This is a genomic window from Xanthomonas sp. NCPPB 1638, from assembly GCF_041475635.2.
Taxonomy (GTDB): Bacteria; Pseudomonadota; Gammaproteobacteria; order Xanthomonadales; family Xanthomonadaceae; genus Xanthomonas; species Xanthomonas cucurbitae.
The window spans coordinates 4,377,803-4,404,070 of sequence record NZ_CM192984.1 but is presented as its reverse complement, the minus strand read 5'-3'; the positions used below and the strand labels follow the sequence as shown (position 1 = coordinate 4,404,070).

General features: G+C 65.9%; 28 protein-coding genes and 1 tRNA gene. 16 read left to right on the top strand and 13 right to left on the bottom strand.

Annotated features, from left to right (window positions below; genetic code table 11):
* Window positions 1–39 precede the first annotated feature (39 nt).
* Together ACCQ13_RS19170 and ACCQ13_RS19165 are read left to right on the top strand one after the other, a co-directional pair.
* Window positions 40–1,620 carry a DUF1800 domain-containing protein gene (locus ACCQ13_RS19170; RefSeq protein WP_159407784.1) on the top strand — a complete coding sequence of 527 codons (1,581 nt, stop codon included), beginning with the start codon at window positions 40–42 and terminating at the stop codon, window positions 1,618–1,620.
* A 41-nt stretch (window positions 1,621–1,661) separates the two neighbouring features.
* Window positions 1,662–2,846 carry a DUF1501 domain-containing protein gene (locus ACCQ13_RS19165; RefSeq protein ID WP_159407783.1) on the top strand — a complete coding sequence of 395 codons (1,185 nt, stop codon included), beginning with the start codon at window positions 1,662–1,664 and terminating at the stop codon, window positions 2,844–2,846.
* Between the two features lie 106 nt (window positions 2,847–2,952).
* Here the strand turns inward: ACCQ13_RS19165 and ACCQ13_RS19160 are convergent, their stop codons facing one another.
* Together ACCQ13_RS19160 and ACCQ13_RS19155 are read right to left on the bottom strand one after the other, a co-directional pair.
* Window positions 2,953–3,750, bottom strand: coding sequence for a M90 family metallopeptidase (locus ACCQ13_RS19160; protein ID WP_159407782.1), 798 nt, complete (start codon window positions 3,748–3,750; stop codon window positions 2,953–2,955).
* A complete protein-coding gene (locus ACCQ13_RS19155) occupies window positions 3,717–4,022 on the bottom strand; it encodes a hypothetical protein (protein ID WP_159407781.1) in 306 nt (101 codons plus the stop codon). Before ACCQ13_RS19155 ends, ACCQ13_RS19160 begins: the two co-directional genes overlap by 34 nt.
* Before the next feature lie 90 nt (window positions 4,023–4,112).
* Here ACCQ13_RS19155 and birA point away from each other — a divergent pair, with 90 nt between their 5' ends.
* The 5 genes from birA to ACCQ13_RS19130 all read left to right on the top strand — a co-directional run bounded on the left by birA (window position 4,113) and on the right by ACCQ13_RS19130 (window position 7,431).
* On the top strand, window positions 4,113–5,078 hold the full coding sequence (gene birA / locus ACCQ13_RS19150; protein ID WP_159408040.1) for a bifunctional biotin--[acetyl-CoA-carboxylase] ligase/biotin operon repressor BirA: 966 nt from the start codon (window positions 4,113–4,115) through the stop codon (window positions 5,076–5,078).
* Window positions 5,075–5,803 carry a type III pantothenate kinase gene (locus tag ACCQ13_RS19145; protein ID WP_104601875.1) on the top strand — a complete coding sequence of 243 codons (729 nt, stop codon included), beginning with the start codon at window positions 5,075–5,077 and terminating at the stop codon, window positions 5,801–5,803. Before birA ends, ACCQ13_RS19145 begins: the two co-directional genes overlap by 4 nt.
* A gap of 9 nt (window positions 5,804–5,812) precedes the next feature.
* Window positions 5,813–6,673: an SPOR domain-containing protein gene (locus tag ACCQ13_RS19140; RefSeq protein WP_159407780.1), complete on the top strand. Its 861-nt coding sequence runs from the start codon at window positions 5,813–5,815 to the stop codon at window positions 6,671–6,673.
* A gap of 32 nt (window positions 6,674–6,705) precedes the next feature.
* Window positions 6,706–6,781: transfer RNA gene (locus ACCQ13_RS19135), tRNA-Thr, on the top strand.
* A 290-nt stretch (window positions 6,782–7,071) separates the two neighbouring features.
* A complete protein-coding gene (locus ACCQ13_RS19130; RefSeq protein ID WP_208800414.1) occupies window positions 7,072–7,431 on the top strand; it encodes a DUF1902 domain-containing protein in 360 nt (119 codons plus the stop codon).
* Between the two features lie 221 nt (window positions 7,432–7,652).
* Here the strand turns inward: ACCQ13_RS19130 and ACCQ13_RS19125 are convergent, their stop codons facing one another.
* From ACCQ13_RS19125 to ACCQ13_RS19100, 6 genes are all read right to left on the bottom strand, one after another.
* Window positions 7,653–8,843, bottom strand: coding sequence for an ATP-binding protein (locus ACCQ13_RS19125; protein WP_274392008.1), 1,191 nt, complete (start codon window positions 8,841–8,843; stop codon window positions 7,653–7,655).
* Between the two features lie 372 nt (window positions 8,844–9,215).
* The gene (gene tmk / locus ACCQ13_RS19120; RefSeq protein WP_104601873.1) at window positions 9,216–9,896 is read right to left on the bottom strand and encodes a dTMP kinase; all 681 of its coding nucleotides are present in this window, start codon (window positions 9,894–9,896) and stop codon (window positions 9,216–9,218) included.
* A gap of 539 nt (window positions 9,897–10,435) precedes the next feature.
* Complete coding sequence (locus ACCQ13_RS19115) at window positions 10,436–10,975, bottom strand: GTP-binding protein (RefSeq protein WP_104601872.1); 540 nt, start codon at window positions 10,973–10,975, stop codon at window positions 10,436–10,438.
* Entirely contained in the window at window positions 10,972–11,889 is a 918-nt protein-coding gene (locus ACCQ13_RS19110) for a hypothetical protein (protein ID WP_159407778.1), read from the bottom strand. The genes ACCQ13_RS19115 and ACCQ13_RS19110 overlap by 4 nt, the downstream gene beginning before the upstream one ends.
* A gap of 94 nt (window positions 11,890–11,983) precedes the next feature.
* Entirely contained in the window at window positions 11,984–12,343 is a 360-nt protein-coding gene (locus tag ACCQ13_RS19105; protein WP_104601870.1) for a roadblock/LC7 domain-containing protein, read from the bottom strand.
* 67 nt (window positions 12,344–12,410) lie between these two features.
* The gene (locus ACCQ13_RS19100) at window positions 12,411–12,863 is read right to left on the bottom strand and encodes a roadblock/LC7 domain-containing protein (RefSeq protein ID WP_372372320.1); all 453 of its coding nucleotides are present in this window, start codon (window positions 12,861–12,863) and stop codon (window positions 12,411–12,413) included.
* A 319-nt stretch (window positions 12,864–13,182) separates the two neighbouring features.
* Here ACCQ13_RS19100 and rocF point away from each other — a divergent pair, with 319 nt between their 5' ends.
* The 7 genes from rocF to ACCQ13_RS19065 all read left to right on the top strand — a co-directional run bounded on the left by rocF (window position 13,183) and on the right by ACCQ13_RS19065 (window position 19,229).
* Window positions 13,183–14,106 (top strand): arginase, encoded by a 924-nt coding sequence (gene rocF, locus ACCQ13_RS19095; protein WP_104602004.1) that lies wholly within the window; start codon window positions 13,183–13,185, stop codon window positions 14,104–14,106.
* Window positions 14,107–14,215: 109 nt separating this feature from the next.
* Window positions 14,216–14,368 carry an entericidin A/B family lipoprotein gene (locus ACCQ13_RS19090; protein WP_003486606.1) on the top strand — a complete coding sequence of 51 codons (153 nt, stop codon included), beginning with the start codon at window positions 14,216–14,218 and terminating at the stop codon, window positions 14,366–14,368.
* A gap of 77 nt (window positions 14,369–14,445) precedes the next feature.
* A complete protein-coding gene (locus tag ACCQ13_RS19085; RefSeq protein WP_016904515.1) occupies window positions 14,446–14,580 on the top strand; it encodes an entericidin A/B family lipoprotein in 135 nt (44 codons plus the stop codon).
* 233 nt (window positions 14,581–14,813) lie between these two features.
* The gene (locus ACCQ13_RS19080) at window positions 14,814–15,023 is read left to right on the top strand and encodes a CsbD family protein (RefSeq protein ID WP_104601868.1); all 210 of its coding nucleotides are present in this window, start codon (window positions 14,814–14,816) and stop codon (window positions 15,021–15,023) included.
* 154 nt (window positions 15,024–15,177) lie between these two features.
* Window positions 15,178–16,467, top strand: coding sequence for a tryptophan--tRNA ligase (locus ACCQ13_RS19075; RefSeq protein WP_167526971.1), 1,290 nt, complete (start codon window positions 15,178–15,180; stop codon window positions 16,465–16,467).
* 83 nt (window positions 16,468–16,550) lie between these two features.
* On the top strand, window positions 16,551–17,489 hold the full coding sequence (locus ACCQ13_RS19070; protein WP_159407775.1) for an MBL fold metallo-hydrolase: 939 nt from the start codon (window positions 16,551–16,553) through the stop codon (window positions 17,487–17,489).
* An 87-nt stretch (window positions 17,490–17,576) separates the two neighbouring features.
* The gene (locus tag ACCQ13_RS19065) at window positions 17,577–19,229 is read left to right on the top strand and encodes a M28 family metallopeptidase (protein ID WP_167526970.1); all 1,653 of its coding nucleotides are present in this window, start codon (window positions 17,577–17,579) and stop codon (window positions 19,227–19,229) included.
* 84 nt (window positions 19,230–19,313) lie between these two features.
* Here the strand turns inward: ACCQ13_RS19065 and ACCQ13_RS19060 are convergent, their stop codons facing one another.
* Complete coding sequence (locus ACCQ13_RS19060) at window positions 19,314–19,703, bottom strand: Rap1a/Tai family immunity protein (protein ID WP_104601864.1); 390 nt, start codon at window positions 19,701–19,703, stop codon at window positions 19,314–19,316.
* 120 nt (window positions 19,704–19,823) lie between these two features.
* Between ACCQ13_RS19060 and yedA the strand changes: the two genes are divergently transcribed.
* Window positions 19,824–20,720 (top strand): drug/metabolite exporter YedA, encoded by an 897-nt coding sequence (gene yedA, locus ACCQ13_RS19055; protein WP_159407773.1) that lies wholly within the window; start codon window positions 19,824–19,826, stop codon window positions 20,718–20,720.
* A complete protein-coding gene (rarD, locus tag ACCQ13_RS19050) occupies window positions 20,717–21,634 on the top strand; it encodes an EamA family transporter RarD (protein WP_159407772.1) in 918 nt (305 codons plus the stop codon). Before yedA ends, rarD begins: the two co-directional genes overlap by 4 nt.
* Window positions 21,635–21,706: 72 nt before the next feature.
* On the opposite strand, the gene ACCQ13_RS19045 is transcribed toward rarD, so the two are convergent.
* The 4 genes from ACCQ13_RS19045 to ACCQ13_RS19030 form a co-directional block, all read right to left on the bottom strand.
* Entirely contained in the window at window positions 21,707–22,822 is a 1,116-nt protein-coding gene (locus tag ACCQ13_RS19045; protein WP_159407771.1) for an alpha/beta hydrolase family protein, read from the bottom strand.
* A 178-nt stretch (window positions 22,823–23,000) separates the two neighbouring features.
* The gene (locus ACCQ13_RS19040) at window positions 23,001–24,326 is read right to left on the bottom strand and encodes an ABC transporter permease (RefSeq protein ID WP_167526969.1); all 1,326 of its coding nucleotides are present in this window, start codon (window positions 24,324–24,326) and stop codon (window positions 23,001–23,003) included.
* Between the two features lie 7 nt (window positions 24,327–24,333).
* Complete coding sequence (locus ACCQ13_RS19035) at window positions 24,334–25,494, bottom strand: ABC transporter permease (RefSeq protein WP_159407770.1); 1,161 nt, start codon at window positions 25,492–25,494, stop codon at window positions 24,334–24,336.
* Window positions 25,495–25,506: 12 nt separating this feature from the next.
* Window positions 25,507–26,196 carry an ABC transporter ATP-binding protein gene (locus ACCQ13_RS19030; RefSeq protein ID WP_104601859.1) on the bottom strand — a complete coding sequence of 230 codons (690 nt, stop codon included), beginning with the start codon at window positions 26,194–26,196 and terminating at the stop codon, window positions 25,507–25,509.
* Between the last annotated feature and the right edge of the window lie 72 nt (window positions 26,197–26,268).

The following is a 26,268-nucleotide window of genomic DNA, read 5'->3' as shown; positions in this document are numbered from 1 at the left end:
ATACTGGTCCGATGGCAGGCAGTTGCGATGGAGAGCCGCATGGTCAAGCGCGTTGCACAGGCACCTGGCGTGGGAACGCGCTCAGCGAGCGTCCGCCGCTGGCGCGTTGCGTTGCTGGTCGCCAGCGGCGTTTGCGCCATCATCGGCCACGCTGCCGAAGCGCCGTTGACGGCGATGCAGATGCGTTGGTTGCAGCGCGCCACCTACGGCGTGGATGCCGACAGTGCAATGCAGCTACGGCGGCTCGGTTCCAAGGGCTACGGCACGCTGCTGTTGCGGCCCAGCGCCGATGCCGTCTTGCCGGCACCCATCCGCACGCAGCTGCAGCAGTTCGATGCGCTGCATACGCCGTTGGTGACCCTGTTGACCCAGTACGAGGCCGACAAGATCCGCCTGCAGGACATGCCCGATGGCGATGAGAAGGCTGCCCTGCGCAAGGACTGGCAGGCACGCGGCGGACAGATGCTCACCCAGGCGCGCCAGGCCCAGTTGTTGCGGGCGGTGTACGCGCCGGACCAACTGCGCGAGCAGCTGGTGTGGTTCTGGCTCAATCACTTCAGCGTGTATGCCGATAAGGGCCGGGTGAAGTGGATGGCCGCCGATTACATGGAAAACGCCATCCGCCCCAACGCCACCGGCAAGTTTGCCGATCTGGTGATGGCCACGCTGGAAAGCCCGGCGATGCTGGAGTATCTGGACAACGCCAAGAACGCCAAGGGCAAGGTCAACGAGAACTATGCGCGCGAGCTGATGGAGCTGCATACGCTGGGCGTGCATGGCGGCTACACCCAGCAGGATGTGCAGCAGCTGGCCTTGATCCTCACCGGCGCTGGCTTGGTGCCGATCAAGGCAACGGGCGCGCCGCCGCTGCCGGTAAACAAGCCTGGTCAGCCACCGGTGGTGCGCAAGGGGTTGTTCGAATTCAACCCGGCGCGTCACCAGCCCGGCGACAAGTTGCTGCTCGGCCAGCGCATTGCCGGTGGCGGGCTGGAGGAGATCGAACAGGCCGTGCACCTGCTGGTGCGCCAGCCGGCGTGCGCGCAGTTCGTGTCGCAGCGCCTGGCCGAATATTTCGTCAGCGACACGCCACCGGCGGCGCTGGTGGCGCGCATGGCCAGCACCTTCCAGCACAGCGACGGCGATATTGCCAAGGTCATGCAGACCATGCTGGATTCTGCGGAGTTCGCACAGGCACAACCGCGCAAGTTCAAGGGCCCGAACCGCTTCGTGGTGTCGGCGATGCGGTTGGCTTATGCGGACCAGCCGGTCCGCAACGCCGGCCCGATGGCCAGTTGGGTACAGCAACTGGGTGAGCCGTTGTTCGGCCGTATCACGCCGGATGGGTGGTCGATGCAATCGCAGGCCTGGACCAGCTCCGGACAATTGGCGCGCCGGTTCGAGGTGGCGCGCGCGCTGGGCAGTGGGCCCAAACAATTGTTCCGGCGCGACGGCGATACCGACACGCCGATCCCCGCAGTGACGCAGATCGATACGCGCGCGTCGTATCGCTGGTTGGCACCGTCGTTGTCGGCGGGCACGCGCCAGGCGCTGGAGCAGGCGCGCTCGCCGACGGAATGGAATGGATTCTTGTTGTCGTCGCCGGATTTCAACTATCGCTGATTCATCGCATGCGGTGTGGTCATCGCCGCAGGAGAACCTCCATGCAACGTCGTCGCTTTCTGCTTGCTTCCGCCGCTGCGGCGAGCCTGCCGTGGACAGGCCGTCTGTTTGCCGCCCCGCGCGACAGTGCGCGCCTGCTGGTGGTGTTCCTGCGTGGCGGTTACGACAGCAATAACCTGCTGGTACCGCACGCCAGCGATTTCTATTACCAATCGCGGCCCACGCTGGCGATTGCGCGGCCGGATCCTGCAAATCTCGACAGCGCCATCGTGCTGGATACGCAGTGGGGTTTGAATCCGGTGATGCGCGATGCCTTGCTGCCGCTGTGGCAGCGCAGGCAATTGGCGTTCGTGCCGTTCGCCGGCACCGACGACACCTCGCGCAGCCATTTCGAAACCCAGGACGATATCGAATCCGGTCAGGCGGGTAAGCACCGCGATTACCGTTCCGGTTTCATGGCGCGCCTGTCGGGCGTGCTCAGCGGCGTGCCGGCGATTGCCTTCACCGATTCGCTACCGTTGACCTTTCAAGGCGGCGGCGATCTGCCCAACGTTTCGTTGCGGGGCATCGGCAAGGGCGGGCTGGACGCGCGCCAGTCACAGATACTGTCGCAGATGTACGACAGCACGCCGCTGGCGGCCGCAGCCCGCGATGGATTGGCCTTGCGCCAGCAAGTCACCGCGCAGCTGCGCGAGGAAATGGAGCAGGCCGGGCGCGGCGCTGCCAGTGCGCGCACGTTTGCCGATGAAACCCGGCGCATGGCGAGCTTGATGCGCGAGCGGTACCGGCTGGGGTTTGTCGATGTCGGTGGCTGGGATACGCATGCCAACCAGGGGAGTGTCGCAGGCGGCCTGGCCAACAATCTGCGTAACCTGGGTGAAGGGTTGACCGCGTACGCCGATGCACTGGGCCCGGCCTGGAACGACACCGTGGTGGTGGTGATTTCCGAGTTCGGCCGCACCTTCCGCGAGAACGGCAGCAAGGGCACCGACCATGGCCATGGCACCACCTACTGGGTGTTGGGCGGCGGCGTGCACGGCGGGCGCATCGCGGGCGAACAGGTTGCCGTGGAACAGGCGCAGCTGCTGCAGAATCGCGATTACCCGGTGCTGACCAATTACCGCAGTCTGTTCGGCGGCGTGCTGCAGCGGCTATGGGGGCTCTCACCGGCGCAGTTGGCGCGCGTATTTCCGGACGCGACGCCACGGGATCTTGGCTTGGTGTAGGCGCGGCCAACAGGCGCCTGCAGGAGCGATTGCTGCGTTATCTGACTGGCGAGGGCAGTTCACTCACGCGACTGCCGCAGTCATGCACTGCCACCGCGCGGCAGCATCAACGCGCTGGCTGCGGCGCAAACGGCGATGGTCCATAGACGCTAACCAGATGCGCGGCCACGGCCGGCATCACCCGTTCCAGCACCTGCGGCGCGGAGAAGTGGTATTCGCTGACCACCGCGAAGAATTCCTCCGGCGCTTCGGCGGCATACGGGTCGATCTCGGTGTCTTCGCCGGCCTCCACACGCTGGCAGAAGGCATCGAAGGCCTGCTGGAAGTCGCGCGCCCAGCGGCGCTGCAGTTCGCGCGGCAATGGTGGGGTGCCATCGAGCACGCCATCCAGGGCATCGAGCTTGTGCGCCATCTCGTGCACGATTACGTTGAAGCCGGCGCACGGGTCGTGCAGGTCTGCCTGCACGTCGGCCCAGCTGACGATCAGCGGGCCCTGCTCCCAGGCCTCGCCGATCAGGGTGTCGTCCCAGGCGTGCATGACGCCGGCCGCATCCATGTGGCTGCGCTGCACGCGGAAGGCATCCGGATAGACAATCAGCTGCGACCAGCCACGCCACCCGGCGGCCCCGAATTCCAGCAGCGGCAGGCAGCAGGTGGCGGCCAGCAACACCTGATCCCCGGGCTGCAACTGCAGGCCATCAACCGGCGAAATGGTTTTCTGATGCAGAAAGGTTGCGGCCAGCGTGCGCAGGCGTTGCTGGCGCAATGGATCCAGTGCGGCCACCCAGGCGCATTCGCTGCGTACCGGGTTCCATAGCGCATCGGGAATCTCCAGCGGGCGCCGCCGCAGCCAGCGCAGCCATCCCTGGATCAGCGGAACATGCCGGGCAGAAAGCTGTGCCATTGCGGCAGCATGCGCGCGCGCGGGAGCAGCCCTTCGGTATCGCCGCCGCCGCCGCTGGATGGCGCCGGCTTGTGCGGTTGCGTGCGTGTTGCCGGCTCGCCACCATGCGCGCTGCCGCGTGCGGCCGAGTTGTCGCTGATGCAGCTGTCATGATCGCCGTCGACCGGCCGGTCCGATGCCAGGACGGCAAGCGGAACCAATGACAGCAGCAGGCAAACCGTGAGTCGGCGCATCGTCCACATCCAGGGCAAGCGGCGTGAGTCGCCGATCATAACGCGGTTTTCACTCCCTCACGCAAGCCGCGCTGGGCGGGGGGGAAGGCTTGGCGCATACTTTCGCGGATCGATTTGGGAACCGTTGCCGTGGATGACCGCGCGTTGCTGGCCAAACTTGCGAGCGGCCGGCTGTCCGGCGATGCGCTGGCGCGTGATGCGGGGTTGACCCGCGCCGCAGTGTGGAAGCGCATTCAAAATTTGCGCGCCGCAGGCGTCGCCATCGAAGGACGCGCTGGCGATGGCTACCGGCTGGCCGCACCGCTGGACCTGCTGGACGCCGCGCGCATCCGTGCCGCCATGACCGCTGAGGCCGCCGCCGGGCTGGCGGCGCTGGAGGTGGCCTGGACGCTGGAATCCAGCAATACCAGCCTGCTGGCGCGTCCGGCACCGCAGTGCGGGGTGGAGGTGTTGCTGGCGGAGCGCCAGACCGGCGGGCGCGGCCGCCGCGGCCGTCAATGGACCTCACCGCTGGGGGCGCATGTCTATCTGTCGGCCTCGCGCCGTTTCAGCGGCGGGCTGGGCCAGCTCGCCGGGCTGAGCCTGGCGGTCGGGGTGGCGGTCGCGGAGGCCTTGCGCGGCTGCGGGTTTGCGGACGTCGGCCTGAAGTGGCCCAACGACCTGCTGGCGCGCGGGCGCAAGCTGGGCGGACTGCTGATCGAAGGCGGCGGGGAGATGGCGGGCAACGCGCGCGCGGTGATCGGCCTGGGCCTGAACGTGCATATGCCGCCAGCGGCCGCGGCCACCATCGACCAACCGTGGGTGGACCTGGATACCCTGGCCGGCCGCGCAGTGACGCGCGATACCGTGGTGGCCGCGGTGCTGTCGGCGCTGCTGCCGGCGCTGGACCTGTTCGAGGCGCAGGGGCTGGCCCCGTTCCTGGCCCGCTATGCGGCGCTGGATGTGCTGCAAGGCCGTACGGTGCAGGTGGAAGAGGCCGGCAGCCTGCATCACGGCGTCGCCCTCGGCCTGGCCGCCGACGGTGCCTTGCGGGTGCAACTGGGCGAGGCCGAGCGGCTGTTCCACTCCGGAGAAGTCAGTGTGAGACCTGCATGAGCGAGTGGTTGTTCGACCTGGGCAATTCGCGGTTCAAGTACGCGCCGCTGCACGGCAACCGCGCAGGCGAGGTGCAGGCCTGGGCGCATGGCGCCGAAGCGATGGATGCGACCGCACTGGCGGCGTTGCCGTGCGGGCGCGTTGCCTACGTGGCCAGCGTGGCGGCGCCGGCATTGACGCAGCGCATGATCGGCTGCCTGCAGGAGCGTTTCGCGCAGGTGCGCATCGCACGCACCGTGGCCGACTGCGCCGGCATTCGCATCGCCTACGCCGACCCCAGCCGGTTTGGCGTGGATCGGTTTCTGGCCTTGCTGGGTGCGCGGGGCAATGCACCGGTGCTGGTGGCCGGGGTGGGCACGGCACTGACCATCGATGTGCTCGGTGCCGACGGCCAGCATCATGGCGGGCGCATCGCCGCCTCGCCCACCACCATGCGGCAAGCGCTGCATGCGCGCGCGGTGCAGCTGCCGGCCAGCGGTGGCGACTATGTGGAGCTGGCCAACGACACCGACGATGCCTTGACCTCCGGCTGCGACGGCGCCGCGGTGGCGTTGATCGAGCGCAGCCTGCACCACGCGCAACGCAGCCTGGGCGAGCCGGTGCGACTGCTGGTGCATGGCGGTGGCGCGCCGCCACTGCTGCCGTTGTTGCCCGACGCCAGCTTCCGCGCCGCACTGGTGCTGGACGGCCTGGCCACCTGGGCGACCCATTCGTCCTGCGCTTAGAATCGCCGCATGTATGTCCGCGCGCTCATCGTGGTGTTGATCGTCCTCAATGCCGGGGTGGCGTTGTGGTGGGCGATGCAGCCGCCGCCGGCACCGCCGGTGGCACCGCCGCAGCCAACCGGCGTGGCGCGGCTGGAAGTGTTGCCGATGCCGGCGACCGCCGCCTCGCGGCCGCCGCCGGCCGTCGCTGCGCCAACGGAGGCTGACGCAGTCACCGCCTCCAGTGACCCGGCACCGGCACCGGTCGTGGCGACAGCGGCTGTCTCCAATACGACACCTGCGGACCCAGGCGTCACGCGCGTCTCCCCGCCCGCCGAGCAGCCAGCGCTGCCTGCGCGCGATGCCACGCCTACCGTGGCGGCGACTGCTGCAGCAACGTCCGCGCCCGCGTCGGTGGCTCAGACACCACCGGCCGCAGCCGAGCGCTGCGCCAGTCTCGGGCCGTATGCGGCACGCAGCGATGCCGATGCCGCGCTGACGCGGCTGCGGGGGCAGGTGAGTCGTGCCAGCGTGCGCGAAGACGCCGATGCCGGTGTCAGCATCTTCCGGGTGATGCTGCCCAACGTGGGCGACCGCGCGGCCGCGCAGGCCCTGGTCAAGCGGATTGCGGCCGCCGGCATCGGCGACTATTACGTGATCGCCCAAGGCGAGGGCAATACCGTTGCACTGGGGCAGTACCAGAGCCGCGAGCGCGCCGAACGGCGCCAGGCCAGCCTGGTGAGCGCAGGGTTTCCGGCGCAGCTGGTGCCCAGCGGCAGCGGTCAGTCGCGCTGGTGGATCGATGTGCGCAGCACGGTGGCGGCCGGCGCCTTGCAGGCCACGGTGGGCGCCTCCCGGCTGCGGTCGCTAGAATGCGCCGCGCTACGCTAGACTACGCACCGGCGCGCAACGCGCCTGCCTTTGCCGGCATAGCTCAGTTGGTAGAGCAACCGCCTTGTAAGCGGTAGGTCCCCAGTTCGAATCCGGGTGCCGGCACCACCTCGGAAGGGTGTGTCGCGTAGTAGTCTGAGACGCAGCCTGCAGGGATTCATGCCAGGTCTGGTTCCTCGCGCCGTCTGTCTTCAAACTTTGTCATGTCAAAAAAAGCGATTCCGATCAATGGCTTGGCCGGGAGTGTGCTGCTGTGCATGGTTGTGTTTGACGAGAGGCTAAACAAGATGTCCTGTGTGGGTTTAGGATCCGTCGTCAAGCACCTAGCATCCGTGCAAACTGGGTGTTGAAGTTTTTGCTGAATTTGCCGATCAACCCACCAGGAAGGTGGTTGATCCATGCCTCAGGAGGCCGCTATGCGCCCAAGCGAGCTAATCTTGCGCTGCTACGCAGAGCGCGATGGTGCGCTGTGGATGGCAGTCTGCCTCGATCTTTCACTTGCCGCTCAAGCCGACTCGTTTGAAGAGGCAAGGCGCAAGCTGGACGAGCAGATCCTCGATTACGTCAAGGACGCCCTGGCTGGGCCGGATAAGCAGCACGCCTACTATCTTCTGACGCGCCGCAAGGCGCCGGCCTCTGAGTGGCTCCGCTACTACGCCATCAAATACGTCGCGAAGATCGCACGCGCTTTCCATTGCACAGCGCGCGACGTGAAGCCTTTCCGGGAAATGCTTCCGGTTGTTCCTGCGTCTTGCTGATCGGATCGTATGGTCAAGGAGCGACCGGTCACGCACAAAGAGTTCTGAAGCAACTGGGCTTTGAGTCTAGGCCCCAGAATGGGACCTAGCACGAGCACTGGGGGACGTGCACCCACCACGGTCAGCTATGCCTGATAGCGCGACGTTCGCGCGCTGATGGCGGCCTTGTAATCTGGCGGCAGGGTTTGTGCCGAGTAAGCGACCCACAAGTGTATGGTGCTTTAATTATTTGCTTGAAAATTAGGCATTGCTCGGCGCATATACTCATCAAACAGCGGGACTGTAAATGCCGTATCGCCATGATTGGGCGCATAGACCATTCCCTTGCGAATCAGGCTGCTTCTGGTTGGAGCTACCGATTCAACCCTTCTTCCGAGGCAAGCAGCAATGTCACCGGATCTATGGGGTCCTGCACCGAGTTCGGCCATCGCGCGAATGTATGTTTTTTCAGCATTAGTCAATCGGTCTAGTCGCACCCGGAAAAAAGACGCATCTAACTCAGCTAGCGCGCGCTGATTTGCTTCCTGCGAGTCGGCCAAGGTAATAGGGCTTGTGGCTGCAGCATCCCAAGCGTGCTTGCCCCACTCTTGAAGAAAGTATGGATAGCCTGACGTTTTCGCTAGGATTTCGGCCAAGGCATCTTCATCAAAGACTACATTTTCTCGTTCAGCCGGGACCCTCACAGCTGACTCGGCGTTGGCGTTATCTAACTTGTCAACATGGACAAACTCGAACAGTCTTTCCGCATAAGACTTCGCGTCTCCCATCTGTCCAAGCAACTGGGGCAGCCCCGCTCCGACCATTGTGACCGGAAGTTGTGCCTGCGCAGCCGCATGGAGCGCCATAATCAGAGAGGCAAGCTGATGTTCTGGTACATGTTGAATTTCGTCGATGAAAAGAACGACCGCAGTATCTTGCTCTTTAGCTGCTAGACCAATTTCGTTGATTAGCTGTGTCATGTCATGATCTAGATCACCGCTATCAGCGAGGCCGCTTTCGATCGGCAGCTCCATACCAATCTCTATGTCATTGAATTTCACTTTCAGCGCATTTACGAAGCCGCCCAGTGCACGCAGGGCTTTAGCTGCGTGCTCCTTAGCTGCTTCGCGTCGGGATAGTTGGAGTAGAGTTGCCCTAAGGCTAGGAGCAAGAGCTGCAGGAAGCGATCGATTTTCTGGCGCCTCCACTGTCACCGAAAAAACGCCAGATGCTTGCGCATCTGCGCGTACTTTATTGAGGAGAACTGTTTTTCCTACTCCGCGCAGCCCATAGAGCACAAAGCTTCTCGCCGCGCGACCAGCTTTGATTCGGTCTAGAGCAATGTCGATGCGATCAATGAGGGCGTCACGACCCGCAAGCTCAGGGGGCGGCGTACCGGCGCCAGGGGCGTATGGGTTGGTACGAGGATCCATAGCGACCTTACCATGACTTATCAAGTTCTGATAAGATATAGTAACTTCACAAAGACGCAAGTGGTGAGGAGCATATCAACCGCGAGCCTCAGGGCTGGGTTAGCAGGAATTCCCCGAACTATCTGGAAACCCTTACAGGACAATGAGGCTTGAATCCGGGTTCAGGCACCATCTGGAAATTGTTCCCCGTCGCGGTGCGTTGCTTGTCATGGTGGACGGCTGCGACTTGCAGGTTGTCTCATGGGGCCAGTCGCGTACGTCGCCCTACCGTGTGGGCAGAACGTCGCGTCAACTCGCCGGTTCGATTCGTGCAGTTGGTGTTTGGTGGGGCGCCAAGCGGCGCTCCACGAGGCGGGCCTCGCCAGGCAGCGTTCACGCCGGCCGGCCGGCCGACAGGGCGTGGAGCGCGGCAGTGCCGTGGTCGGCATGGACATCGTTGCGTAGCCGTTGCGCGAGGGCGGCGGCGACAATCGCCAGTGCCTGGCGCAGCACGCTGTCGGCGTCGGCGCTGGCGTCCAGCACATGTTTGCCCGGCAACTGCAGGCGATTGAAGATGGTGCGGCAGCGTTCCAGGTTGTCCTGGGTTTCGAAATGGTTGGGCGCATCGCCGCGGGCGCGGATGCGCGACAGGCCGGTGGCTGGCGGCAGGTCGAGCAGCAGCAGCACGTCCGGGCGCGGGGCGAAGGCGTTGCGTTCCAGCAGCGTGTCCAGCGGCAGGCCGGCGGCGCCCTGGTAGGCGACCATCGACGGAAAGTAGCGGTCCAGGATCACGATGTCGCCGCGCGCCAGCGCCGGGGCGATCAAGGTGTCCACGTGTTCGTGGCGGTCGCGGATCAGCAGGTCGGCTTCTTCATCGGCGCTCAGGCGGCCGGTGGCGGCGGACTGGCGCAGTTGGGTGCCCCAGGGGCCGTTGGTCGGTTCCTTGCTTTGCACCACGCGTGCACCGGACGTCTGCAAGGCGGTGGCCAGGCTGCGCGCGAGCGTGGTCTTGCCGGCGCCGTCGATGCCTTCGATCGCGATCAATAGCCCGCCGGGCTTCAGTTCGATTGTCATCGCGCTACTTTATCCGATCGCGCCAATGGAACAGTATTGCGCGCCGCCGTCCGCGCCCGCTGCCATGCACGGTAACGCCGCCCGGACAGCACCGTGCAGGTGCGTGCCAGGCCAGGGGGTGACCTGTCCGGTCCATGCGCGACCGGCCGGCTGTCCCCTCGCAGCATGCGCCTGCGGCATCGGGCGTGCCGTAGGCGACTACCGGCGGCGCATGGCGTGCCAGTGTCTCGCTCGCATGACGCCTGATGACGGCAGACGTGGCCGTTGCGGCGTCGTTATGTCCGATAATGCATCGCGGATATGTCTTGCACGATGTCGGGAACGTCCCGATGCCAGCGCTTCGGTCCGCTGGTCATACTGAATAAGTCAGACGCAGGACTCATTCATACCATGATCGAGTCGTGCTTCTGGCGGCAAGGAAGATGGACGCGTCGCCGCCACCCTAGAGGCGGCATCCCCCGCGTGACGCCCACCAGGCACGTCGTGACCGGATTCCTTGTTTTCCTGCGGGTCCTTGCCGTACCCGGCGCGGCGCTGGCTCAGGTTGCGTTGGTGTAGCGATAGGACAGCAACGATTTGACCAGGAAGGTGATCTGGGTCGCCGAGCGCGCATCCACACGCATGACCGGAATGCGGAAGCCCGCGGCTACCAGCGCGTCGCGGAAGGGCGGCAGCAGGAAGTGTTCGACCTCGTCGGTCATGGTGACGCCCACCGCCAGGCTGGCCTGGGGAGCGATCTGGGCAAACTCGTGCAGCAATGCGAGCGTGGCCGCCGGCATCTGCGGGTCGCGCGCGTTGGCCAGCACGATCACGCCCAGTGCGCCGTCGCACACCAACGGCCACATGAAATCCAGGTACTTCTGCCCCGGCACGCCGTAGACGTGCAGCAGTTCGCCGTCTTCCAGTTCGATCGAGCTGTAGTCCAGCGCCACGGTGGTATAGGTCTTGTCGCCGTAGGCGTCCTGGCTGAGCGGCATCTCGGTGCTGACCGGTTCCACGTCGGAGATGGCGCGCACTGCGGTGGTCTTGCCGGCGCCCATGCCGCCAACGAACACCAGTTTGTTGGCTGGAAGACTCATGATTGTGCCTGGAAGAGAGAAAGGCCGAAGCGGCGTGCGACCCAGGAGAAGAACCGGGAATTGCCGGTATCCGGACGTGGCGGCAGTGCAGGCACGGAACTCTCCGCAGTCTGGGCAAGGCCGCTGGCCAATGCGGCGGCGAACAGGCATTCCACCGTTTGCAGCGGCAGCTTGCAAGCGCTGGCCAGCGCCTGCGGGCGCCATGGCCGCGCATGCAGATGGGCAATGGCGAGCAGCTGTGCGGGCGAGCTGGTGTCGGCGCTCAGTTCTGGCCATTGCCGCAATTGCAGCGCATGGCGGGGATCCACCGCCGGCAACGCCGGACGCAGATGCTCGGGCAGGGCGAAATACAGCGCCTCGCAGGAGATGCGCTGCGTCAGCACGGTATCGGTGGTATCGGCCAGATGCTGCCAGCCGGGACGATCCAGGGCGGCGATCAGCGTGGGCAGGCGGACCCCGGCCGGTAGCCGCAGGCAGCCATTGGCGGGATCCACGCCAACCTGCAGGCCCGCGTGTTGCAGCAGGACCGGCGCCGGCCCGAACTCGCCGCGGCAGTACCGCAGCAGCAGTGCCGGTTCGGCGGTCTGCGCCGTCTGCGGGGAGGACAGCAGCAGGCGCAGCTGCTCGTTGAGTTCGCGCACCGTGGCGCCGTGCGCGAGCCACGCGCCGGCCACGGGAGTGCGCGAGATCACCAGCAGCCGCACCGGTTGGCCTTGCAAGGCCGGCCAGGCGGCCAGGCCCTCGGCGGTTTCCAGGCCCAGTACCACCACATCGGCCGCGTGCTGCGGCCATTCGCCCAGCTGCACGTCGATGCGTTCGGCAAGCAGCAGCGAACACGCCAGTTTCAGGCGCGTGGTGTGCAGCAGGTCCAGGCCGGCCGTGGCGACCCGCATGGCGTGGATGGGTGCGGTCATGCGCAGGTGCCGTCCGGGCGCAGTGAAGCGGCAACGCCTGCCGGCTTGCACCGATAGGCAGGGCAGGCAACGCGTGCGCGCCGCCACAATGGCATCAACCGAAATCCAGGGTCTTTTCGAAGGCCTTGAGTTCGTGACGGGCCATCGCCAGGTTGGCCTTGCTACGGTCCAGCACCACGTACAGGAACAGCGTGCCGTTGCTTTCCAGCGGGCGCAGCAGGTGGTACTGGCGTGCCAGCGTAATCAGGATGTCTTCGATGGTGTCGTTCAGGCCGAGCTGCTCGGCAATGCGGCGCTTGGCGCGCACCACTTCGGTATTGCCGGCTGCGGCCAGTTCCAGGTTGAGGTCGGTGCCGCCGGTCATGCCCAGCGCCATGCCGCTATCGCTGTCGACCAGGGCGGCGCCAACGAAGCCGGCGAGCGAATGCAGTTGTTCCAGATTGAGTTTCGACATCGGTGGTCCCCTTCCAAACGGTGAGAAAATTGGTATGGCGCTGCAGGCACGCACCGTGTCGTGCGGATCAGCCGGCAGGCTGTGCCAGCGCGGTGGCCAGGCGCCCGGCGCAATCGCGCGCATTGAACAGCAGCGCGGCGGCATTGAGGTCGGCGCCGCCCACGGCGGTCAGCGTCAACGGCTTGTCGGCACGAATGCGGATCAGCACCAGCTGCCCGCCGCGGGTGCTGATGGTGGCGTAGTCGGCTTCGCTGAGGCCGGATTCGCGCGCCAGGGTCTCGCCCAGGGTCAGGAACGAATTGGTCATCGCCGCCAGGCGGCGGCCATCCACGTCCAGGCTGGATTGCTCGGTGATGGCACGGCCATCGGCGGTGGACAGCATCAGCAGGCCAATGCCCGGCTCGCGCTCGATGGTCTGCGCGAACTCGCGCCCGATGCGCTGCAAATCGTAGAGATGCGACGCCCGCGCGATCTCGCCCACGGCAGCCTTGACGACCTGGTTGACGGCGTTATGCGGCATGAAGATCCCCTGTTGCTGATGGCCCTGGCGCGTACGTGGTGCCTGGTCTGCGCTGGCGGGCGCGCCATACCATCGCGGTACCAGCACGCAGCCACACCAACCTCAGGCGTTTAACTGAGCGATCAGACAAGCAGAATCCGCAACGTTCAGCGCGCCGCCACGTCTGCGGCACGACACGATAGCGGCACGCTGCGGCAGATCTAAACCCCGGCGCCGTGATACCGGAACGGCGGCAGGCGCGGCAGCGTGCTGCGCTGCCGCACGTCACGGCGCGCGCGCGCCCCTAGACTACATGGCTTTATCGATGCTGGAGCAATGCATGGCAACGCAGTATCTGCCGGTTTCCCTGATTGGCGTTCCCACCGATATCGGTGCCGGCCACCGCGGCGCACGGATGGGGCCGGAAGCGCTACGCATCGCCGGCTTGCAGGAGGCGTTGGCCGGGCGCGGTATCGAGGTGCGCGACCTGGGCAATCTGGACGGTCCACGCAATCCGTGGCAGCTGCCGCAGGCCGGTTACCGGCACCTGGACGAAGTGGTGGCCTGGAACAAGGCGTTGATGGATGCCAGCGATGCCGAGCTGCGGGCCGGGCGCATGCCGATCATGCTGGGCGGCGACCATTGCCTGGGGATCGGCTCGATCACGGCGGTGGCCAGGTACTGCCGCGAGCAGGGCCGCCCACTGCGGGTGCTGTGGCTGGATGCGCATTCGGACTTCAACACCAGCGAGGTGACCCCGTCGGGCAATGTGCACGGCATGCCGGTGGCCTGCCTGTGCGGGCTGGGTCCGCAGGCGCTCACGCACCTGGGCGGCAGTGCGCCGGCGCTGCTGCCCGAGCAGGTACGCCAGATCGGCATCCGCTCGGTGGACCCGGAAGAGAAGCGGCTCATCAAGCAGCACCGCATCGACGTCTACGACATGCGCTACATCGACGAAGCCGGCATGAAGCGCACCATGGAAGCGGCGCTGCAGGGCATGAGTGCCGACACTCATCTGCATGTGAGCTTCGATGTGGATTTTCTTGATCCCAGCATCGCACCGGGAGTGGGCACCACCGTGCCAGGTGGCCCGAACTACCGAGAGGCGCAGCTGGTGATGGAGATGATTGCCGATACCGGCCGCATGGGGTCGTTGGACATCGTCGAGCTCAATCCGGTGCTGGACAACCGCAATGCCACCGCGGAACTGGCAGTGGATCTGGTGGAGAGCCTGTTTGGCAAGTCGACCCTGATGCGCGATTGATCCAGTGCTGAACGTGATACGCCGCCGTTCACATCAAATCCACGTCCGCGCCGTCAGATTTGGCGCCAAGCGAGGTGCGACCGCACCGGGCGCAGACCGAGGAAGAGCGATGAAGCGACTGCTGACACTGATGGTGCTGGGCCTGTTTTCGGCCGGCGTGATGACGGGCTGCAACACCGTGGCCGGCGCCGGCAAGGACATGCAGGGCGCCGGCAACAAGGTCGAGAAGACGGCCGAAAAATGCAGCGACGGTAAGTGCTGATTCGCCCCCATTGCGTGGGGCTTGTTCAAATTGATTGATCTGCGGCAACGCGCCGCTTACCCATGAAGGAGTCTGTTATGAAGCGTGCAATCGTGCTGCTGGTGCTGTCAGTGTTGTCGGTCGGGATGCTGTCAGGTTGCAACACCGTCGCAGGTGCCGGCAAGGACGTGCAGGGCGCCGGCGAGAAGGTGGAAGACGCCGCACGCAAGTGATCTACTTGCTGAAGCGGTAAACAAGAACGGGCCGAAAGGCCCGTTTTTCTGTTGGCATTCGGGATTCACCCAGACAACGCTGCGGCGTGGTCCAGTCGTTCGGAAGCGGCGTACGGCGTGGCAACCATTCATCGCGGTGAGCATGGGCTAGACATCTCTTGACCTGTGCGGAACGCTGCTGGCACCACTCTGGCAACACGGTCAATCGCGACCGCATGCAGCGGAGAACCGCAATGAACAAAGACATCATTTCCGGCAAGTGGAGCCAGCTCAAGGGCCAGATGCAGGCCAAGTGGGGCGACCTCACCGACGATGACTTCAAGGTCGCAGAAGGTAATGCCGAATATCTGCAGGGCAAGTTGCAGGAGCGCTACGGCTGGGACCGCGACCGCGCCCAGACCGAAGTGCGCGCTTTTGAAAAGTCGCTGCACGACGACCGCTGAGTCACCTCGCCCGCTCGCCTTGGGGTTGAGCACGTCGTCCGGAAGGCGGGCCGCATGCGGTCCGTCTTTTTTTGTGCGGGGCCGGCGGCGCTGGATGACGGCTGGCACGGCGCGGAACCGTTAAACTTGTTGGCTGATTCCCTGGCCTTTGCAGATGACCACTCGCGTTCTTACCGGCATCACCACGTCCGGCACACCGCACCTGGGCAACTACGTCGGTGCGATCCGCCCGGCCATCCAGGCCAGCGCGGCCGCCGACGCCGAGAGCTTCTACTTCCTGGCCGACCTGCATAGCCTCATCAAGGCGCAGGACCCGGCGCGCACGCAGCGATCGACGCTCGAAATCGCCGCCAGCTGGCTGGCCTGTGGGCTGGACCCGGACAAGGTGTGGTTCTATCGCCAGTCCGACGTGCCCGAGACCACCGAGTTGATGTGGCTGCTGACCTGCGTGGCCGGCAAGGGCATCCTCAATCGCGCGCATGCCTACAAAGCCGCGGTGGACAAGAACCGCGCCGACGGCGAGGACGACGATGCCGGCGTGAGCGCCGGCTTGTTCATGTACCCGGTGCTGATGGCGGCCGATATTCTGATCTTCAACGCGCACAAGGTGCCGGTGGGGCGCGACCAGATCCAGCACATCGAAATGGCGCGCGACTTCGCGCAGCGCTTCAACCATGTGTACGGCCGCGACTTCTTTACCCTGCCCGATGCGGTGATCGACGAGCAGGTGTCCACCTTGCCGGGCCTGGATGGCCGCAAGATGAGCAAGAGCTATGGCAATACCATCCCGCTGTTCGCCTCGCGCGAGGAGTTGCGCAAGCTGGTGTTCTCCATCCTGACCGACTCGCGCGCGCCGGGCGAGCCCAAGGATACCCAGGGTTCGGCGTTGTTCCAGTTGTACCAGGCCTTCGCCACGCCGGCGGAGACGGTGGCCTTCGGGCAGGCGTTTGCCGCAGGCATCAGCTGGGGCGATGCCAAGCAGCAGCTGTTCGAGCGCATCGATGGCGAGATTGCGCCGCTGCGCACGCGCTACGAGGCGCTGATGGCCGAGCCGGCCAGGATCGAAGCGATTCTGCGCGCTGGCGGTGCACGCCTGCGCGCGCGCTACGCCACCCCGCTGCTGGCCCAGCTGCGCGACGCGGTAGGGCTGCGTGATCTATCCGATCAGGCGGGCCCGGCAGCGGTGCAGGCCGGCGAAAAAATCGCCTTGCCGGTGTTCAAGCAATACCGGGAAAGCGATGGGCAGTTCTACTTCAAGTTGAACGATGGCGCCGGCGCACTGCTGCTGCAGAGCGATGGCTTTGCCTCCCCGCGCGATGCCGGGCAGTTGATCGCGCGGCTGAAGCAGGCCGCGCAGGCCAGCGATCTGCAGTTGCCGGGTGTGCATGCCCAGGCGGATGCCGATGGGATTCTTGCCGCCCTGCAGGCGCTGCGCGAAGCCTGATTGCCACCCTCGCTGGGCAGGGCACAGCCGGTCGCGCGTGGCGACGGTCCTGCGATCACGCCTCGTGCAGCCACGGAGTCGCCATGACAGCATCGGTTGATTGCAGTATCCACACCATCGACACCGGCTTTGGCGGGGCGCAGTTCGATGCGGCGTACCTGGTCGTCGAGGCGCAGCGCGGTGCCTTGATCGATTGCGGCACCTCGCTGTCGGTGCCGCACCTACTTGCTGCCGTGCAGGCGGCCGGGCTGGCGCCGGCACAGGTGGAATGGTTGATCCTGACCCATGTGCATCTGGATCACGCCGGTGGTGCCGGCGCCCTGTTGCAGCACCTGCCCAACGCGCGCGTGCTGGTGCATCCACGCGGTGCGCCGCACATGATCGACCCCATGCGGCTGATTGCCGGTGCCACCGCGGTGTATGGGGAGGAGGAAGTGGCACGCAGTTACGGCCAGATCGTGCCGGTGCCGGCCGAGCGGGTGGTGGAGGCCGCCGACGGGCAGCCGGTGCTGCTGGGCGAGCGCGTGCTGCGCACCCTGGAGACACCTGGACATGCGCGGCATCACCTGTGCGTGTGGGATGCGCGCAGTCGCAGCTGGTTCACCGGCGATACCTTCGGGCTGTCGTATCGCCAGCTCGACAGCGAGCAGGGCGCCTTCATCTTGCCGACTTCTTCGCCGGTCCAATTCGAGCCCGAAGCGATGCTGCAATCGATCGCACGCCTGGTGGAGGCTGCGCCGCAGGCGATGTATCTCACCCACTATGGACGAGTCGAATCGCCCGCTGTATTGGCGCAGGCGTTGGTACAGCAGATCCATGCGATGACCGAGATTGCGCTGGGTTGCGTAGCACGCGCAGACCGCCATCGCTGCATGGTGGCGGCGTTGACCGCGCTCTATCTTGAGCGCGCACGCCAGCACGGTTGCCGGCTGGACGATGCCGCCGTGGCACGGCTGCTGGCCACCGATATCGAACTCAATGCGCAGGGATTGGGCTGCTGGCTCGATCGTGCGGTGCGTTGACGCGCTGCGCAGTCTGAGCCCCGCTTCGGGGTCCGCGCTTGTAAACTGTCTGTCATCCATCCGTTGCAAGGCCTCACCGTGAACCCGATGCGCATCCTGTTGTTGTCCGCCTGCCTGTTTGTCGGAGGTGTGGCCCAGGCCGCCAACGACCTGCCGGGTGGCGGCATCGATGCCGAGGCGTTGTCGCGGCATGTGCGCCTGCTGGCATCGGACGACTTCGAGGGCCGTGCGCCGGCCAGTGCCGGCGAGCAGCGCACGGTCGATTACCTTGTTGAACAATTCAAGGCGGCGGGTCTGCAGCCCGGTGGCGAGCAAGGCCGCTGGACGCAGGCGGTGCCGCTGGTGCGTGCGCAGGTGGAGGGACCAGTGCAGGCCACCCTGCGCGTGGGCGGCAAGACCCAGACCCTGGTCAACGGCACCGATGTGACCTTGCAGAGCCTGCGCCCGCAGGCCGCCGTGGCGCTGAAGCATGCACCGCTGGTGTTCGTGGGCTACGGCATCAGCGCGCCGGAGCGGCAGTGGGACGATTACAAGGGCGTGGATCTGCGCGGCAAGATCGCGGTGATGCTGATCAACGATGCCGACTTCGAGAGCGCGCAGCCTGGGGCGTTCGACGGCAAGGCAGTGACTTATTACGGCCGCTGGACCTACAAGTACGAAGAAGCCGCGCGGCGTGGCGCGGCCGGCGTGCTGATCGTGCACGAGACCGCGCCGGCCGCGTACGGCTGGGCCACGGTGCAGAGCTCGGGCCTGTCGCCGCTGTTCGATATCGAACGCAGCGATGCCGATGCCCGTGCGCAACATGTGCCGGTGCGCGGCTGGATGCAACGCGCATTGGCACAGTCGTTGTTCAAGCAGGCCGGGCTGGATTTCGAACAGGCCAAGGCGCGTGCGCAGCAGCGCGATTTCGCGCCGGTGGCGTTGGGCGATGCGCGCCTGTCGGTGGACTTCAAGCTCAAGCGCGAACGCGTGGTCACCCATAACGTGGTGGCCAAACTCACCGGCAGCCAGCACCCGGACGAGACGGTGATCTTCTCCGCGCACTGGGATGCGTTCGGGATCGGCAAGGCCGACGCCTCCGGCGATACGGTGCGCCGTGGCGCGGTGGACAACGCCACCGGCGTGGCCAGCGTGCTGGAACTGGCGCGCGTGTTCGCCGCCGGCCCCAAGCCGCAACGCACGCTGTACTTCATTGCCTTGACCGCCGAAGAAAAGGGCTTACTTGGCGCCAACTACTACGCCGCTCACCCGCTGGCGCCGTTGGACAAGACCGTGGCGGTGCTCAACATGGAGATGTTCAGCCCTGATGGTCCCACCCGCGACATCGCCTCGTGGGGGCGTGGGCGGGTATCGCTGGAAGGCGATCTGGAGCAGGCGGCCAAGGCGCGCGGGCGCACGTACTCGCCGGATCCGAATCTGGAAGCGGGCTTCTTCTACCGCGCAGACCATTTCGCTTTCGCGCGCATGGGCGTGCCGGCGATCACCGCCGGCCCCGGCCTGGATATGCGCGAAGGCGGCGTTACGAAGGGCAAGGCATTGCGCGACAAGTATTTCGCCGACTGCTATCACCAGCCCTGCGACCGCTGGAGCCCGCAGTGGGATGCCAGCGGGCATGCCGCCGATACCACGCTGGTCTACGACGTCGGTGTGGCGCTGGCCAATGGCCGGCAGTGGCCGAGCTGGCAGGATGGGTCGGAATTCAAGGCCATCCGCGCGCGTAGCGAGGCGGCGCGGCAATAACGCGTGATGGCGTCGTTGCCTGGGGCGCCCTGGTTACCTCGGCTGTCATGCAGGCCTTGCCCCGGCCACCTGCCTGCCAGCGTTCTACCTGCGGCACGGATAGCGTTTGGCCAGCGCCTGGACGATCAGGCCAGGTGCTGGCTCGTCCAGACGTGCATCGGGCAGCGCGGCGAGATCGGCGGTAATCACCCGCAGGTCTGGCGGGCCGGCCTTGTCTGCGGGGATGCACCACTGCGTGCGATACGTGGCACTGGCCACGCCCAGCAGGTAGGCGCCGGCACGGCTGGCCGAGACCATGACCTTGAGCTCGGGCTGCCCGGGTGCGTCGATCTCCGGTGCCAGCGAGCCATCCAGTCCGGCTTCGATCAGCGCGCGGCCGGTGAGTTCCCAGGACTCGGGCGCGCGTGCGGCGGCTGCGGTGGTGGAGAACAGGCCAAGAGCGACCAGGGCCAACCAAGTGGTACGACGCTGCATGGGCATTCCATCGTGATGAGAGTCAGTCGCACCCTACCGCGCGCGCTGTGCACCGTCTGTGCGGCGTCGGCGCGTGCAGGTGATCTAGAATTGACGCTTCCGCTGCAGTTGGCAGGTCCGATGTCTTTCTCTCACGACGCTGCCGCGCCCGCGCGCAGCGGGTTGGTCGTTAGTGCGTTGTTGCTGGTCTACGTGGTCTGGGGGTCGACCTATCTGGCGATCCGGTTCGCGCTGGAAGGTGGGGCGCAGCCGCTGACGATGGTGTCCGGTGCGCGCTTCATCCTCGCCGGCAGCGTGCTCTACGGCGTGCTGCGCTGGCGCGGCGTGGCAGCGCCCACGCACGCGCAATGGAAGAACGTGGCCTTGATGGGTGCGGCGCTGTTGCTGCTGGGCAACGGCATGGTGGTGCTGGCCGAGCGCAGCGTGTCCTCCGGCCTGGCCGCTACCGCAGTGGCCTCGGTGCCGTTGTGGATGGCCTTGTTCGGCGCCTTGCGTGGGCAGCATGCCAGTGGCGGCGAATGGCTGGGGATCGTGATCGGATTCTTAGGGGTGGTATGGCTCAACGCCGGCAGCAGCCTCACTGCCACGCCGGGTGGGCTGGTGCTATTGCTGATCGCGCCGATCGGCTGGGCATTCGGTTCGATGTGGTCGCGTGGTCGCGATCTGCCGTCGCCGTTCATGACCGCCGCCGGGCAGATGCTGTGCGGCGGTGTGTTGCTGGTGAGTACCGGCTTGCTGATCGGCGAGCGTCCGCATGCCTGGCCAACGGCGCAGGGGCTGCTGGCGGTGGCCTACCTGTGCGTGTTCGGCTCGATCGTGGCATTCACTGCCTATGTGTGGCTGCTGCATCACGTCCGCCCCGCATTGGCGGGCAGCTATGCCTACGTCAATCCGGTGATTGCGGTGGCGCTGGGTGCATGGTTGGGGCATGAGCGTTTCACCGCGCACGATATCGGCGCAATGGCGGTGATCCTGGCCGGCGTCCTGGTGGTCACCCTGGCCAGGGCGCGGCGATGAGCGCGGCTGTGCCGGTGTCGGCGGTGGAGGCGCGGCGCGGTCTGTTGATGACCGCCGCGAGCTTCGTGATCTGGGGCCTGGTGCCGCTGTATTGGCATCTGCTCAAGGCGGTGCCGTCGCTGCAGATCATTGCGCACCGCATCGTGTGGAGCGCAGTGCTGGTGGTGGCGTGGCTGCTGGCGACCTCGGGCCTGCGTTGGTGGCGCACGATTGCCGCGCAACCGCGCGCACTGCCGATGCTGGCCGCCAGCAGCGCGGCGATCGCCTTCAACTGGGGCCTGTATATCTGGGCCATCAATGCCGGGCATGTGATCGAAGCCAGCCTGGGCTACTTCATCAATCCATTACTGAGCGTGTTGCTGGGCGTGCTGGTGCTGAAAGAGCGCCTGCGCGGCATCCAGTGGCTGGCGGTGGTGTGCGCCGCAATCGGCGTGATGTGGTTGACCATCGATGCCGGTGCGCCGCCATGGATTGCGCTGGGGCTGGCGGTCTCGTTCGGCCTCTATGGGTTGCTGCGCAAGCTGGTGGCGGTGGACCCGGTGGCGGGCCTGGGGGTGGAGAGCGTGTACCTGTTCGTGCCGGCACTGCTGGTTGCCGCATGGGGCGAACAGGGCCATGGCGGCGCGTTCTTCAGCGGCTGGGATCTGCGGACCGATCTGCTGCTGATCTTCGGTGGCGTGGTGACGGCGGTGCCGCTGATCGGATTTGCGTACGGTGTGCGGCGCATCCCGCTGTCGCTGGTGGGCATCCTGCAGTACATCGGGCCGAGCCTGCAGTTATTGCTGGGGGTGTGGTTCTTCCACGAGCCGTTCGACCAGGGGCGGGCGATTGGATTCGCCGCGATCTGGGTCGGTTTGCTGTTGTTCGTCGGCGACAGTGTGCTGCGTTCGCGGCAACCGCTGGCGCCGCGCTGAGCGAGCGTTACGTGTGGCCCGGGATGTGGATCGGCACGCGCGCTGCGCCCCAGCGCGCAGCGATTGCCGCACTCAACTGCGGGGCACCGCCAAGGGGCTGGCCACCGCCAGCGTGGAGGCCGGCAGCGCTTGCGGTGCAGGGCAATGGGCGGGGTCTTGCTGCACCTGCGCCAGCCATTGACCGATCGGCCCGCCGAGCAGATCCAGCCGTAGCGGCAGGCTCAGGTGGTTTTCGCCGGGCAGCTCGAGGTAATGCGCACGCGGACTAGCCAGCGCCAGTGCGCGGCCATGTGCCACCGGAATGTGCTGATCGGCATCGCCATGCAGCAGCAGCACGCAGCTGCGCGTGTCGGCCAGGGCGTGCGCGACATCGACATGATCCAGATCCAGCTTGAGTTGGGTATCGGCTGCGGCGATCACCGCGTCGATGTTCTGGTCGGCGTAGCGCCAGCGCGCATACGCGGCCACCGCCCGCCCGCGCCAGCCGCTGGGCTGGCCGGCCAGCAGGTGCGGCACCATGTCGCGGATGCCGCGCCCGGCATTGGCGAAGGATTCCATCGCCACCACCCCGGCGACGCGCGGCCCCAGCTTGTCGGCGGTGAACAGCGCCGTGGCTGCGCCATAGGAAATGCCGAACAGGTACAGCGGCCCCTGGATTTCGCCACGCGGCTGCAGTGTATTGAGCACGTCGATCACGTCATCGGACTCGCGCGTGCCGTAGCCCGACGGGCCGCCACCGGAATGGCCGTGGTTGCGCAGGTCGATGGTGATAACCCGGTAGCCGGCCTGCGCCAGCTGCAGCGACCAGGGCAGCAGCGAGTCGCCATCCATCATCCAGCCATGCAGCAGCACGACGGTGCCGCGCGGCGCAGGCGGCGTGGCGGTGGGCACGGAAAAGGTGAAGTCCACATCCAGCGCGTGCGCCGGATCGTGGCGCTGGCCCAGGTAGCGGTAGTGCAGGGCGTACTGGCCGGGATCGATCGCACGCCAGAAGATCGGCACCTGGTCGCGCGTCACCACATGGCCACTGCGGTTGGGCACCGTGGCGATGGCGGCGGCGATGCGCTCTTCGTCCAGCAACGGCGACACCCCACCGGGCGCGACCAGGCGCTCGCTGAGCGAGGTGGAAGACGAAGAACAGCCGGCCAGCCACAGGCAGGCGCAGGCCAGCAGAAGCAGGCGCGTCATGGCAGTACATCAATCGAGCAAACGGCCGGGCAGGCTACGGCCTGCCGGCCCGTGCATCTACCGCACGGCGGTGACAAAACCATGACAGCCTGCAATACATTCAGCCGCAGCGGCGTGCTTGCGCTGCTTTGGCCGTCACGATTCCCCATTCCCCATTCCCGGGCGGGCCACCGCCCGCCTACACCTCGCGCAAGGCCGTGGTGATCGGCAACCGCGCCGCCCGCAACGCCGGAAACAGCCCGCCCACCAATCCGATGCCCAGTGCCCATTTCAGCCCGCTCCACAGCAGCTCCGGCGACACCTTGAACTGGAACACCACCTGGCTGAAGTTGTTGCCCAGCGTGGACACGGTATAGCCATTGAACACCGCCCAGGCGATCAACCCGCCCAGCAGCCCGCCCAGTAGTGCCAGCAACATGGTTTCCAGCATCAGCGCCATGATGACCGGTGTGCCGCGAAAGCCGATCGCGCGCATGGTGGCGATTTCGCGCGCGCGTGTGGCCACTGCCGCATACATGGTGTTGAGCGCGCCGAATACCGCGCCTACCGCCATGATCGTGCCAATCACCGTGCCCAGGATGCGGATCACCCTGTTCAAGCCGCCGCCCTGCTTGCCGTAGTACGCGCGGGTGGTTTCCACATCCAGCTTGAGCCGTGGGTCGGCGGCCATGGCGGCCTCGAACTGCGCGAAGCCGGCCTTGCCGGTGGTGCGCACATTGATCGACTGGTAAGCGCTGCGGCGATAGGTGTTGGACAGGGTCTGCGCATCGGTCCACAGCTCCGAATCGTGCGCATCGCCGGAGGCAAACACGCCGACCACGGTCCACTGCTGGCTGCCGAGCGTGAGCGTCTTGCCCAGCTCAAGCCCGCGAAACTGGTTCAACGCGCCCTTGCCGACCACCAGTTCTCGCAGGCCGGGAGTGAAGCGGCGGCCTTGCACCACCTTGACCTTCTGGTGCACCGCCCAGGCCTGCTCGCCCACGCCGCGCAGTTGCGCGTTGACATCGGTGCCATCGGTGCGCGAGGCGATATTGACCACCTGCGACAGCTCTGGGGACACCTGCGGGCGCCCGTTGGCATCGCTGGCGATGCCGGGCAGGCTACCGATCAGTGGCACCAGGTCGCGGGTGATGACCGAGTTGGTCTCCGCCTGCGAGCCGCCGCGCAACACAATGGCGGTGGTGTCGTCGCCGGTGCTGTTGAGCGTGGCCTGGAAGCCCTGGCCCATTGCCAGCATCGCCACCAGCACGCCGACCACGCCGGCGATGCCGACCACGATCACCGAGGTGGAGCCCCAACGCTGGGGCAGGCTGGCGATGCCGATGCGTGCGGCGGCCAGCGACAGGCGGCCGCTACGGGTGGCGACCAGCCACAGCGTCAATGCCACCGCGATACCCAGCACGCCGATCCACGGCAGCGCGATCCAGATTCCCAGCCCCACCGCCAGCAGCACGACCGACAGCAGGTTCGCACCACGGTTCTTCCATTTGCTTTGCATCTGCATGCTCCTGTCAGCGGCCGGCGAGGGCATCGACGATCTTCAAGCGCTGCGCGCGTAATGCCGGCAGCACACCCACCACCAGGCCAATACCGACCATCAGGGCCAGCGCCACCAGCCAGGTCTGTAGCGGCACGCTCTGCGTGGGGATCAATCCGCCGCTGCGCACCGACACCGCCGGGATCACCAGTGCCGCCAGGCCCATGCCGATCAAACCGCCCAGGCCGATCAACGCCACCGACTCGATCATCACCAGGCTCAACACCGTGCGGTCCTGGAAGCCCAGCGTCTTGAGCGTGGCCAATTCGGGAATGCGCTCGCGCACCGCTTGCGCCATGGTGTTGCCGGTCAGCAGCAGCAGGGTGAAGAACACCGCGGCCATGATCGAGGTGACGATCAGGCCGATATCGGCGAACTGCTTGACGAAGGCCTGCTGAAACGCCGATTCGGTCTGCGACTTGGTTTCGTGATCGGAGTTGGCCGACAGCGCATCGATGGCCTGTGCCACGCGCGAGGCCTGGTCGGGATTGCTCAGGGTCACTGTCATCCAGCTCACCTGGTTCTTGATGTAGTCATTGGATTCATCGAAGTATTTCCAGTTTATCATCAACTGGCGTTCCTGGTTGGCCGCCACCGTGCGGTCCTTCATGCGGAAGATGCCGACCAGCTGCAACGGCCAGTCGTTGCTGCCGCCGCGCGGGAAGATGGTGGCCTGCAGCGGAATGGTGTCGCCGATCTTCCAGCCGAACTGCTTGGCCAGGGTTTCACCCACCACCGCGCCGGTACGTGTGGTCTGGAAGGCCTTGAGTTGGTCCTTGGGGATCTCGTATTCGCTGTAGACGTCGAAGAAATTCGGCGCCACCGAGAAGTTGGGAAAGAAATTCTTCGGGTCGCGGTAGATGCCGCCGAACCACATGGCCGAAGTCACATCGCGCACGCCCGGCACGCGGCGCACCTGCGCTTCCAGCCGGATCGGCAGCGACTGGGTGATCGACAGCCGCGAGGCTACCACCAGCCGGTTCACGCCGCTGACGCTGCCACCGGAGCTGAAGGCCACGCGCACCGAATCGAGCATGCCGAACAACAGGAACGCCGCCACCACCGACAACAACGTCAGCAAGGTGCGCGTCTTGCTGCGGAACAGCTGCGCCCACACCAGCGAGAGATACTTCATGGCAGCGCTCCTTCAGAGCACGAGCGGCGCATCGGCCAGCTCGCCCTTGTCCAGATGGATGGTGTGGGTGGCGTACTCGGCGGCCTTGGGGTCGTGGGTCACCATCACGATGGTCTTGCCATGTTCGCGGTTGAGCTCCTGCAGCAAGCGCAGGATTTCCTCTGCGTTCTGGCGGTCGAGATCGCCGGTGGGTTCGTCGCAGATCAGGAAGGTCGGGTCGGACACGATGGCGCGCGCGATCGCCACGCGCTGCTGCTGGCCACCAGAGAGTTCGCTGGGCTTGTGGCTGCGACGTTCCTGCAGACCGACCAGGGTCAACGCGATCTCGGCATTGCGCTTGCGCTGCGCGGCGTTGAGCGAGGTCAGCAGCAACGGCAGTTCCACGTTCTTCTGCGCGGTAAGCATGGGCATCAGGTTGTAGAACTGGAAGACGAAGCCGACGTGATGGCTGCGCCAGGTGGCGAGCTGGCCGCCGCTCATACGGTCGATGCGCTGGCCTTCGATCTCGATCTCGCCACCGCTGGGGCTGTCCAGGCCGCCGATCAGATTGAGCAAGGTGGTCTTGCCCGAGCCGGACGGCCCCATCAGCGCCACGAAATCGCCGCTGGCGATTTCCAGATCGATGCCGTGCAGCACCTGTACCTGCTCGGCGCCGCGTTGGTAGGTCTTGGTGATGTTGCGCAAGCTGACAAGAGCGGTCATGGAGAGTCCTGGCGATGCAAGGGAAGAGGGAAGCGAAGGGCGGCAACGGCAACTGCATCAGCGGTGAGGCGG